Annotated in this window: 8 protein-coding genes and 1 pseudogene; 7 read left to right on the forward strand and 2 right to left on the reverse strand. The window is 51.8% G+C overall.

Annotated elements, in window-relative coordinates; genetic code table 11:
* A pseudogene (locus tag BG55_RS21305) lies at nt 1–2,744 on the forward strand (hypothetical protein); the annotation flags it as partial.
* Nucleotides 2,745–2,825: 81 nt separating this feature from the next.
* Here BG55_RS21305 and apt read toward each other — a convergent pair.
* Nucleotides 2,826–3,377: an adenine phosphoribosyltransferase gene (gene apt, locus BG55_RS01140; protein ID WP_034933390.1), complete on the reverse strand. Its 552-nt coding sequence runs from the start codon at nt 3,375–3,377 to the stop codon at nt 2,826–2,828.
* A gap of 206 nt (nt 3,378–3,583) precedes the next feature.
* Between apt and priC the strand changes: the two genes are divergently transcribed.
* Genes priC through rsmS form a run of 3 tightly spaced genes read left to right on the forward strand, consistent with a single transcriptional unit; the run spans nt 3,584 to nt 4,574 of the window.
* Entirely contained in the window at nt 3,584–4,114 is a 531-nt protein-coding gene (priC, locus tag BG55_RS01150) for a primosomal replication protein PriC (RefSeq protein ID WP_034933398.1), read from the forward strand.
* Nucleotides 4,115–4,153: 39 nt separating this feature from the next.
* Nucleotides 4,154–4,399, forward strand: coding sequence for a GlsB/YeaQ/YmgE family stress response membrane protein (locus tag BG55_RS01155; RefSeq protein ID WP_034933401.1), 246 nt, complete (start codon nt 4,154–4,156; stop codon nt 4,397–4,399).
* A 19-nt stretch (nt 4,400–4,418) separates the two neighbouring features.
* Nucleotides 4,419–4,574 (forward strand): pleiotropic regulatory protein RsmS, encoded by a 156-nt coding sequence (rsmS, locus tag BG55_RS21635; protein ID WP_071994959.1) that lies wholly within the window; start codon nt 4,419–4,421, stop codon nt 4,572–4,574.
* Here rsmS and acrR read toward each other — a convergent pair.
* A complete protein-coding gene (gene acrR, locus BG55_RS01160) occupies nt 4,571–5,212 on the reverse strand; it encodes a multidrug efflux transporter transcriptional repressor AcrR (protein WP_034933415.1) in 642 nt (213 codons plus the stop codon). The genes rsmS and acrR overlap by 4 nt on opposite strands.
* A gap of 140 nt (nt 5,213–5,352) precedes the next feature.
* Here acrR and BG55_RS01165 point away from each other — a divergent pair, with 140 nt between their 5' ends.
* From BG55_RS01165 to BG55_RS01180, 3 genes are all read left to right on the forward strand, one after another.
* Complete coding sequence (locus tag BG55_RS01165; RefSeq protein ID WP_034933406.1) at nt 5,353–6,537, forward strand: efflux RND transporter periplasmic adaptor subunit; 1,185 nt, start codon at nt 5,353–5,355, stop codon at nt 6,535–6,537.
* Between the two features lie 17 nt (nt 6,538–6,554).
* Nucleotides 6,555–9,707 (forward strand): multidrug efflux RND transporter permease subunit AcrB, encoded by a 3,153-nt coding sequence (locus tag BG55_RS01170; protein WP_034933409.1) that lies wholly within the window; start codon nt 6,555–6,557, stop codon nt 9,705–9,707.
* A gap of 111 nt (nt 9,708–9,818) precedes the next feature.
* Nucleotides 9,819–11,035 (forward strand): IS3 family transposase gene (locus BG55_RS01180; protein WP_152542550.1). Its coding sequence is split into 2 segments (ribosomal slippage): nt 9,819–10,163 and nt 10,166–11,035, totalling 1,215 coding nucleotides; the frame shifts between segments, so codons are not numbered across the junction.
* Nucleotides 11,036–11,069: the final 34 nt, after the last annotated feature.

Below are 11,069 nucleotides of genomic sequence, written 5' to 3' on the forward strand. Positions count from 1 at the left end.
ACGGCGGTAACGGCGGTAATGGCGGTGCCGGTGGCAACGGTACGATGACGCTGGATAACTCTACGATGACGGTCAGAAGTACATTAACCGTCGGAGGTGCAGCAGGGGCAGGTTCAGATGGTGGAGATGGGGCTTCCGGCGGTCAGGGTGGCAATGCCGGAACGACATCAGGATCGACCAGTGACGCTGGCGACAATGGTAATGGCGGCTCCGCTGGCACAGGAGGTAATGGTGGCGACGGTGCAAAAGGCGGTGATGGGGGCACAGGCACGCTCAATCTCACCAGCAGCACGGTAACGGCTCAGTCCATCATTGTCGGTGGTAATGGTGGGAATGGCGGTAACGGCGGTAGTAGTGGCAGCAACGGTACTACCGGCACTTCAGGTACCAGTGGCTCAGGTGGTAGCGGTGCCGCAGGCGGCCAGGGGGGTAACGCAGGAGATGGCGGTACGGCTGGCACCGGCTCACTGGTGGTAACTAACAGTACGCTAAATGTGACATCTGGGATTCAGATTGGTGGTACGGGCGGCAACGGTGGCAACGGTGGTGCCCTGCAAGGAAGCAATGCTGCCGGAAGTGGCGGAAATGGCAGTGATGGCGCATCTGGTACGCTGACGTTCACTAACAGCGTCATCAATAATAAAGGCACCTTAACGCTCGGAGGCCAGGGCGGAGACGCAGGCGATGGCGGAACCAATACCAGCGTCAGGGGGCGTTCAGGTAACGGTGGTGAAGCCGGGAACGGCGGAAGTGGAACCGCCATCTTTGTCAGTGGCAGTGGTCAGATAGCCAGCGATATTCAGATTGGCGGACAAAATGGTAGCCATGAAGGTGTGCTGAACAGCAGCTCTCTGGCGCAAACCGCTGGTCTCGGGGGTGCCGGGACGCTTGAAATTCGTGGCGGTACATTCACTGCCGGAACGCTGACGCTGGGAGTGGCAAACCTCTGGAGCAGTTTGACTGACACGCTGACTACAGCGGAAAATCAGTTTTTACAGAGTGGCGGGACATTTCAGGTCAACAGTTCAGTGCTGAATAATGGCAGCATGATCATCAGTGACGGGACCTTCGCCAGCGGAACCCTGGAAGCGAATCAGGGAACCTTCACCGTCAGTGGCGACGGTACGGTAATATTTGGCACAACAGAGTTAAATGCTAACAGCTGGCAGGAAAATGTTGCACTGCTACAGGAAAGTCTCGGCCAGACATTCAACGGTAAGCTGGTGCTGAGTGGCGATACCACTCTGGATCTTTCCAGTACCGACCTTAACTGGCGCGTAGGCGGAGATGATTCGACCTCCGGGCTTGGGGCTTCTTCTCTGACGGTGTTGAACGCCCGGTCTTATATCGATTCCGGTAATGCTGCACTGGCGATGGGATCGGCTCAGATTGATTCCGGCGCTTATTTGCTGGTACTGACAGATGGCGACATCAAGGCAGGCGAATCATTTACCGCAGTGACCAGTTCCGGCACGTCTGCATCAGCCACCTGGCAGGATTCTAATATCAGCACCACCAGCAGGTTGCTTACCGCAACGCAAACCGCCAGCACCGATTCAACCCTTATCACGCTTGGAAATGCCGATCTGAGCTCAACCACCCCGGACATTTCTTCCAGTTCAGCCTCTTTGCTGAATGCGATGACCGAACAGATTGGGGTGAGTGTGACCTCTGATAACGCAGCCCAGCAATATCTCTCTAAGGCAATGGATGTTCGTTACGTCAGTGATGCCAGCACCGCAGCACGGCTGGTTGAGTCTGCCATTAATCTGGCTTCTGTCGCCAATGTGGCCGGGACCAGTTTCCGGGTGATGTCCGCCACCACGAAAACGCTGTCACAACATATGTCAATGGGGCAGCATTTTTTCCAGGGTACACCGCTGGAAGAAGGCTTTAATTTGTGGACGTCTCTGCTGTATGACAACAGCAGACTGTCAGGATATAACGCTGGCGGTTTCAATGCTAAAACCAAAACCTGGCTTGGTGGGCTCTTTATTGGTGGTGAAGATACTCTGATAACCACTCAGGGCAAAATTCTGAAAACAGGGGGATCGCTGAACGTAGGGAAAGGGAAAAGTCGCTCCAGAGGCAATCTGTATCCGGTCAAAAACGACCTTGATTTCTGGGGAGCTTCACTTTACGGCAGCTGGATTAATGGCAACTGGAATCTGCTTGGCGATGTCAATTACTCAAGAGTCAGCCACAGCATGAAGCAATCGCTCGATCCGGTAACGGGCTACTCAAACTTGTCCGGGGATGCTAAATCAACCATTTTCAGTGCCGGCCTGACTCGTGAATATGTTTTTGAAACTGAATATGTTGACATTATGCCACATATTGGCATTCGCTATACCCTTTTGAAAAATAACGCGTTTCAGTCGAAAAGCGCGGGAACAACACTGTTCAGAAATGGCTCAAACTCACAGTCACTCTGGTCTGTTCCACTGGGTGTCAACTTTGGCAAGGAGTATAAAAACGACGCAGGTTATACGCTGAAACCCTCACTGGATTTAAGTTATATTGCCACCGGAGGAGACACCACCAGTGGAACCCGTGTCACCATGCAGGGTGTTACCGGGTCGGCAAGAGGCGAATCGCGCATTGCTGACAGTTCCGCCTGGAGCGCCAGTGCAGGCTTTTTGCTGCAAAAAGATAATCTTACTTATGGCCTGAATTACGGTGTTCAGAAATCATCAAATGAAACCTCTCAGACCGTTGCGGCTTCATTCAATCTGAAATTCTGATGATAAAAAAGGCTGATTACCCGGGTAATCAGCCTTTTCTGCATTCTTTAAACGTCAATAAAAAGGCGACAAATTTGTCACTCAGTGTCCCGGAAAGCTGACAAGGCTAAAGCATTCAATTCCCAGTGCATTGAGACGTGCCTCTCCACCCAAATCAAACAAATTGATGACGAATGCTGCATCCTTAACTTCTCCACCCGCACGGCGGATCAGTCGGGCGGTGGCTTCAATCGTCCCCCCAGTCGCCAGCAAATCATCCACTACCAGAACCTTGTCGGCTGCGGTAATGGCATCACAATGCAGTTCAAGCTGGTCGGTGCCATATTCCAGCTCATAACTTTCAGCAAAAGTTTTACGTGGCAGTTTTCCTGGTTTCCGCACAGGAACAAAGCCCACGCCCAGCGCTAACGCCACTGGCGCACCGAAAAGAAACCCGCGCGCTTCAGTTCCCACCACTTTGGTTACCCCTGCCTCACGGTAGCGTTCAACCAATAATTTAATGGTGAGAGCGAAGGCGTCAGGATCTTCCAACAGACTGGTCACATCACGAAACAGGATGCCCGGCTTAGGATAATCAGGGATGCTTTTGATACTGTTTTGAAGAAATTCGAGCTGCTGCGCTGTTACGGTCATAATTTCATGCCTGGTAAATACAAATCTGACTCGCGCAGCTTCAACGGCTCTTGCAAAATCAGATCACAGAGCCCGACAGTTTATTCAGGGGAAGCCACGCACGAAAACGCCCAAATTTATGCAAACCCTCCGCTAATTGCAACCGAAGAAAACAAAACCTGTGCAGACCGCGCTATCATATCCGGCAAATCAGGGGAGAAAACAAAATGAAAAGTGCGGATCTGTTGTTGCAGTTAGAAGAAAAGCTGGCGGAGCTGGCCCGCGCAGTAGAGCCGTATGCAAATCAAAAAACGTCCGGAGCACGTTTTGACAACCAGCTGTTTCACACTCGCAGCACTCGCCCTGGCGATTATCTTGCTGAAATTCGTCACAGCCTGCTTATGCTTAAGCAGAGCGTCGATGGGCATCGCAGTGAGAGTGTGGCATGGATGGCTGAACGGATGGTATTACAAATCGGCGCACTGCAACGCGAACTGGCGACTCAGGCATTACGCAGAAGTGAAATCCGTACAGAGTCTGAAAGTGAAAATATGTATGAAAAACTGGCAAAACATCAGGGCTATGAAAGGCGGTTACGTGCCATGATTGCCGACCGGGAAAGCCAGCTTGCCCGACAGGAAATACTGAGTGGACAACAAAATCTGCAACGGGAGATTGCGGCACTGGAAGGGCGTTTGCAGCGCTGCCTGCACGCCCTGAAGCGAATTGAACACACCATTGAAAAAAGTGAACAGTAGCTATAATAGCTGCATATCAATTATCAATGGAGATAACGGATGGGACTTCTCTCCTGGATCATTATCGGCCTGCTGGTCGGGCTTATCAGTCGCTGGTTTTTTCATGGTCGTCCAGGCGGATTCATTGCAACGCTGGTGCTGGCGGTGATTGGTGCACTGATTGGTGGCTACGTCAGCGCCTTTTTTGATTACGGCTCGCTGGCAGGAATGGACCCGAGAGCCATGCTGATTTCCCTGGCTGGTGCCCTGATTATGGTGCTGGTGGTCAGAAAACTTCGTATCTGAACGCTATATAAGGAAGACCATGACACTCGATAACGCCCCGGAAGAGATCAAACTGGCTGTGGATTTGATCATGCTGCTTGAAGAAAACGCCATCCCCCCACATACCGTGCTGGCTGCACTGGCTATCGTGCAAAGAGATTTTGAAAAAAAGCTGAACACATCAGAAACGCGTTAATCATGGGGAATGCGCAAGGAAGTGCTGTGCCTCAACATATCGATCAACACCTCAACCAGCTGTGCGGCATCGGCTGCCAGATCAAAGCTCTCAGGCATAAACAGCCAGTTCTCCATAATGCCGGTGATGTAGCCACGGATAACGACCGCTGTGCGACGGGTATCAAGATCGGCAGGCAGCTGACCCGCGTCTATACACTGACGAAGAACATCTTCAATCTTGTCGTAACATTCCAGGTACAATGTTTGCTGCATCAGCTGCAAAGTGGTCATTTCACCCACGAATTCACATTTGTGGAATATTATCTCCATTAATGAACGTCGGCGGGTATCCCGTACTGTTGCTTCAAAGACATAGGAAATCATTGAACGCATCACGGAGAGTGGATCGAAAGGATATTTTAATTGATACTCAACCTCTAAGTCATCCAGCCCCGACTCCGACTGTGCCCAAATCTCATTGAGTAGGTCGGTTTTGTTTTTGAAATGCCAGTAAATTGCACCTCGCGTCACCCCTGCCGCAGTGGCGATGTCGGCCAGTGACGTTTTGGACACTCCGTGTTCGGAAAACCTTTCGATTGCCGCATCAATGATCTGATTGCGCGTTTCCAGTGCCTGTTGTTTGGTTTTTCGTGCCATACGGGGATTTTTACAAAAAGGCGTACTTACATACATTTGCGAATGTATGTACCATAGCACGACCATAATTTAAACGCAGCAATGGGTTTATGGTTTTGGGAGCCATTGCGCTATCGATATCGGACACTCGAGGTTTATTTATGAATAAAAACAGAGGGCTAACGCCTCTGGCGGCCGTTCTGATGCTTTCAGGCAGCGTATTGCTGACAGGATGTGATAACAAGGGAGCGCAGCAGGCAGGACAGCAGCAGGCTCCTGAAGTGGGTGTTGTTACCCTTAAAACCGCCCCGCTTACCGTGACAACTGACCTGCCGGGACGGACATCCTCATTCCGTATCGCAGAAGTTCGTCCCCAGGTTTCTGGCATTATTCTGAAACGTAATTTCGTTGAAGGCAGCGATATCAAAGCTGGAGAATCACTTTACCAGATCGATCCTGCTACCTATCAGGCTGCTTATGACAGTGCTAAAGGTGATTTAGTGCAGGCGCAGGCTAACGCACAAATTGCAGCACTGACGGTAAAACGTTACAAGCCTCTGCTTGGCACCAAATATATCAGTCAGCAGGATTATGATACTGCCGTTGCCACAGCAAGTCAGACTGCGGCGGCGGTTCAGGTTGCTAAAGCCAGTGTGGAAACGGCGCGTATTAATCTCGCGTTCACTAAAGTGACATCGCCAATCAGCGGTCGTATCGGTAAATCTTCAGTGACAGAAGGTGCGCTGGTACAAAATGCCCAAACCACAGCGCTGGCAACCGTTCAGCAGCTTGATCCCATTTATGTCGATGTGACTCAGTCCAGTGAAGATTTCATGCGACTGCGTGCGGAACTCAACGCCGGTACGTTACAACAGGCTGGCGGAAAAGCGCAGGTCAAACTGTTGCTGCAAAATGGCAGTGAATACGCTCAAAGCGGCACACTGGAATTCTCTGACGTTACCGTCGATGAAACCACCGGTTCCATCACCCTGCGTGCCGTCTTCCCTAACCCTGACCATGCATTGCTGCCCGGTATGTTCGTGCGTGCGCGCCTTAATGAAGGGACCAATCCAAATGCGCTGTTAGTTCCTCAGCAGGCTGTCACCCGCACACCTACTGGTCAGGCGACTGCAATGGTTGTCGGCGCTGATAATAAAGTTGCCGTGCGTAACCTGAAGACAGAACAGGCCGTTGGCGATAAATGGCTGGTCACTGACGGTCTGAAAGCAGGTGATAAAGTCATTACCACCGGTGTTCAGCGGGCAAAACCGGGTGCTCAGGTTACCCCACAAGAAGTGAGTACAGACAGTGCCAGTCCGGCAAAGTCTGAACAACCGCAGTCTTAAAAAGGAGCCGCTGATACATGGCTAAGTTCTTTATCGATCGCCCCATTTTTGCGTGGGTTATCGCCATCATCATTATGCTGGCGGGCGTGCTGTCGATTCTAAAACTGCCGATCGAGCAATATCCCAATGTTGCCCCCCCGGCAGTACAGATAACAGCGACCTATCCAGGTGCCGATGCCAAAACGCTGCAAGACTCCGTAACCCAGGTTATTGAACAAAATATGAACGGTATCGATGGCCTGATGTATATGTCATCGAACAGCGATTCCTCAGGCACCTTACAATTAACACTGACATTCCAGTCGGGTACCGATCCGGACATCGCACAGGTTCAGGTGCAGAACAAACTGCAACTTGCCACACCGTTGCTGCCGCAAGAAGTTCAACAGCAGGGGATTAAAGTTCAGAAATCGTCCAGTAGCTTCCTGATGGTCGCTGGGTTCGTCAGCGAAGATGGCAGCATGACGCAAAATGACATTGCTGACTATGTCGCTTCGAACATTAAAGACCCCATCAGCCGTACTCTGGGCGTGGGCGATACCCAGATATTTGGTGCTCAGTACGCCATGCGTGTCTGGATGGATCCGCACAAACTAAACAATTATCAGTTAACACCGGTTGATGTTATCAGCGCGATTACCGCGCAGAACTCACAGGTCGCGGCTGGCCAGTTGGGCGGTTCGCCTCCGGTTCCCGGTCAGCAGTTGAACGCCTCGATTATTGCGCAAACCCGTCTGACTTCTACCGATGAATTCGGCAAAATTCTGCTGAAGGTCAACGCAGATGGATCGCGGGTACTGTTGAAAGATGTCGCTAAAATCGAGCTTGGCGGTGAAAACTATGAGGTTATTGCCCGCTATAACGGCAAACCTGCATCAGGTATTGGTATCAAACTGGCAACCGGTGCTAACGCACTGGACACGGCAGAAGCGGTAAAAGCAGAGCTGGCTAAACTGGAGCCTTTCTTCCCGTCAGGAATGAAAGTCGTTTATCCCTACGACACCACGCCATTCGTCAAAATCTCCATTATGGAAGTGGTAAAAACCCTGCTCGAAGCTATCGTGCTGGTCTTTATCGTGATGTATCTGTTCCTGCAAAACTTCCGGGCTACGCTGATCCCAACGATCGCTGTGCCAGTGGTGTTGTTAGGTACCTTTGCCATCATCAGCGCCTTCGGCTATTCGATAAATACCCTGACGATGTTCGGGATGGTGCTGGCGATAGGGTTATTGGTGGATGATGCCATCGTCGTAGTTGAGAACGTTGAACGCGTGATGGCTGAAGAAGGGCTGCCACCAAAAGAAGCTACCCGCAAATCAATGGAGCAGATCCAGGGGGCGCTGGTTGGGATTGCCCTTGTTCTTTCGGCGGTGTTTATCCCTATGGCTTTCTTCGGCGGCTCTACCGGGGTCATTTACCGCCAGTTCTCCATTACGATTGTTTCTGCAATGGTGCTGTCAGTAGTTGTGGCGATGATTCTGACGCCCGCCCTGTGCGCCACCATGCTTAAGCCTGTCGCTAAAGGTGAACATGGTAAAACCACCGGATTCTTCGGCTGGTTTAACCGCATGTTCGACAAAAGCACCCATCACTATACCGACAGCGTAGGTCATATTATCCGCAGCACCGGACGCTACCTGGTGATTTATCTGGTGATCGTGCTGGGCATGGCCTGGCTGTTCCTGAAGTTGCCCACCGCCTTCCTGCCAGAGGAAGATCAGGGATTGCTGCTGGCGCAGGCCCAGCTGCCAGCGGGTGCGACTCAGGAGCGTACAGAGAAAGTATTGGATCAGGTCACGGATTACTTCCTGACTAAAGAGAAAGACAATGTGCAATCGGTCTTCACCGTTAACGGCTTCGGTTTTGCTGGTCGCGGTCAGAACACCGGTATTGCCTTCGTCAGCCTGAAACCCTGGAGTGAACGAAGCGGAGCTGCCAATAAAGTCGATGGCATTGCCGGTCGGGCAATGAGAGCATTCGGGGCAATTAAAGATGGGATGGTCATTCCGTTTAACCTGCCAGCCATCATTGAGCTGGGGAACGCCACCGGTTTCGACTTTCAGCTGATTGACCAGGCTAACCTGGGTCATGACGCTCTGACCCAGGCGCGTAACCAACTGTTTGGTATGATTGCTCAACACCCTGACACTCTGGTTGGCGTTCGCCCGAATGGCCTGGAAGATACCCCTCAATACAAACTGACCATCGATCAGGAGAAAGCTGAAGCACTCGGCGTCTCAATCTCCGACATAAACACCACGCTGGGTGCTGCCTGGGGGGGTTCTTATGTGAACGATTTCATTGACCGCGGCCGTGTAAAGAAAGTGTACGTGATGGGGACAGCTGACTCCCGTATGCTGCCAGATGATGTCAATAAATGGTTTGTACGTGGTTCTTCCGGACAGATGGTACCGTTCTCAGCCTTTGCCACAGCTAAATGGCAATACGGTTCTCCACGTCTGGAGCGTTATAACGGTTTGCCTTCTATGGAGCTTTTGGGCCAGCCTGCACCGGGCAAAAGTTCTGGTGAAGCAATGGGGCTGATGGAACAACTGGCCTCTAAATTACCACAAGGTATTGGTTATGACTGGACAGGCATGTCATATCAGGAGCGCCTCTCTGGTAATCAGGCTCCGGCTCTCTATGCCATTTCACTGATTGTCGTCTTCCTTTGTCTGGCGGCATTGTATGAGAGTTGGTCGATACCGTTTGCGGTTATGCTGGTGGTGCCGCTCGGGGTCATTGGTGCATTGATCTTTACCACCCTGCGTGGACTGAGTAACGATGTCTACTTTGTGGTAGGTCTGCTGACAACTATTGGCCTCTCTGCGAAAAACGCCATTCTGATTGTTGAGTTCGCCAAAGACCTGATGGAGAAAGAAGGTAAAGGTCTGGTTGAATCAACACTGGAGGCGGTGCGCATGCGTCTGCGTCCGATACTGATGACTTCGCTGGCCTTCATCCTGGGCGTACTGCCACTGACCATCAGTACCGGTGCGGGTTCCGGCGCACAGAATGCAGTTGGCACCGGGGTAATGGGCGGAATGGTGACCGCTACGGTACTGGCTATCTTCTTTGTTCCGGTATTTTTTGTGGTGGTACGCCGCCGCTTCGGTAAAAACAAGGAAGAGAAAAAGCAATCGCTCCCTGAACAACATCCTCAACACTGATTTATTGTTGATTGAATGTCTGAAGAGGCCGCTGATGCGGCCTCTTTTTTATTACGGTGACCCGTCCTGAATAGCGTTGACACATTTTCCCGCGATTCTGAGGAGAATGTGATGAAGCAATATGTTAAACGTACACAACGCGACTACTCTCTGTCCTTTAAACTGGCCGTCGTTGAGCAGGTTGAAAAAGGTGAGATGACTTATCGTCAGGCTCAGGAGCGCTACGGTATCCAGGGGTGCTCCACCGTTCTGAAGTGGCTGCGTAAATATGGCCAGCTGGACTGGCACTCTTCAAAGCAGCGCAGCGCTCGTGGAGGACTCATGAAAAAATCCCTTCCCCTTACGCCTGAACAACGAATCAAAGAGCTTGAGCAGCAGCTGGCTGAATCCGAAGTGAAGGCGCAGTTCTTTGAGGCCGTCGTGAAGGTCATGAACACTGAGTTCGGTGCCACGCTGACAAAAAAGCAGTTAGCTTCGTTATCGCGCAGGCAAAAACACCCGGACTGACCATCGTCAGGGTCTGCCGGTTTTTAAAAATAAGCCGTCAGGCCTGGTATCAGGGGTGTCAGCGCGTGCAACGTAAGTCAGAGCAGGCCTGCCGCATTACTGAGGAAGTGAAAAACCTCAGGATGCAGCAACCGCGCCTGGGCACGCGCAAGCTGCACCATATCCTTAACTGTCGGGATGCACCTGAACTGCATATCGGGCGGGACAGCCTGTTTACCGTACTCCGGGAGGCCGGGCTGCGGGTACGTCCGGCCAGGGCTTATCATAAAACAACCCACAGCCATCATCGCTTTTATAAGCATCCAAACCTGCTGAAAGACGGGCCGGGGCGGACCGTCATCTCCGGCCCGGAGCAGGTTTGGGTGGCGGACATTACCTGGCTTCCGGTCAGAACCGGCACGGCTTACGTGAGCCTGGTAACCGACGCATTCTCACGGAAAATAGTGGGTTACCATGTGCATGAAAGTCTTCATACAGAGCACGTGGTGAAGGCGCTACAGATGGCACTGAAAAACCGGCATGGCAGGACACCGCTGATCCATCACTCCGATCGCGGCATACAGTACTGCTCAGCGATGTACCAGTCGGTGCATGAAAGACACGGGCTAATCTGCTCAATGACGGATGGGTATGACTGTTATCAGAACGCCATTGCGGAGAGGGTCAACGGAATACTGAAAAACGAGCTGCTGATAACGCGCCCGGCAGACATCGTTCAGGCAGAAATAATGGTGGCGGAGTCGGTAAGAATCTACAATAGCCAGCGACCGCATCTGTCGCTGAAATATAAAACGCCAGATGCAGTACATCAGGCGTTTTGAGGGCGTAAAGTGTCAACCTATGCCAGGACTAGTC

It is taken from the genome of Erwinia mallotivora (assembly GCF_000590885.1).
Taxonomy (GTDB): domain Bacteria; phylum Pseudomonadota; class Gammaproteobacteria; order Enterobacterales; family Enterobacteriaceae; genus Erwinia; species Erwinia mallotivora.

Excerpts from the sequence above, each read along its gene's own strand:
- apt (WP_034933390.1), bottom strand. The coding sequence starts at position 3,377 with ATGACCGTAACAGCGCAGCAGCTCGAATTTCTTCAAAACAGTATCAAA.
- priC (WP_034933398.1), top strand. The coding sequence starts at position 3,584 with ATGAAAAGTGCGGATCTGTTGTTGCAGTTAGAAGAAAAGCTGGCGGAG.
- BG55_RS01155 (WP_034933401.1), top strand. The coding sequence starts at position 4,154 with ATGGGACTTCTCTCCTGGATCATTATCGGCCTGCTGGTCGGGCTTATC.
- rsmS (WP_071994959.1), top strand. The coding sequence starts at position 4,419 with ATGACACTCGATAACGCCCCGGAAGAGATCAAACTGGCTGTGGATTTG.
- acrR (WP_034933415.1), bottom strand. The coding sequence starts at position 5,212 with ATGGCACGAAAAACCAAACAACAGGCACTGGAAACGCGCAATCAGATC.
- BG55_RS01165 (WP_034933406.1), top strand. The coding sequence starts at position 5,353 with ATGAATAAAAACAGAGGGCTAACGCCTCTGGCGGCCGTTCTGATGCTT.
- BG55_RS01170 (WP_034933409.1), top strand. The coding sequence starts at position 6,555 with ATGGCTAAGTTCTTTATCGATCGCCCCATTTTTGCGTGGGTTATCGCC.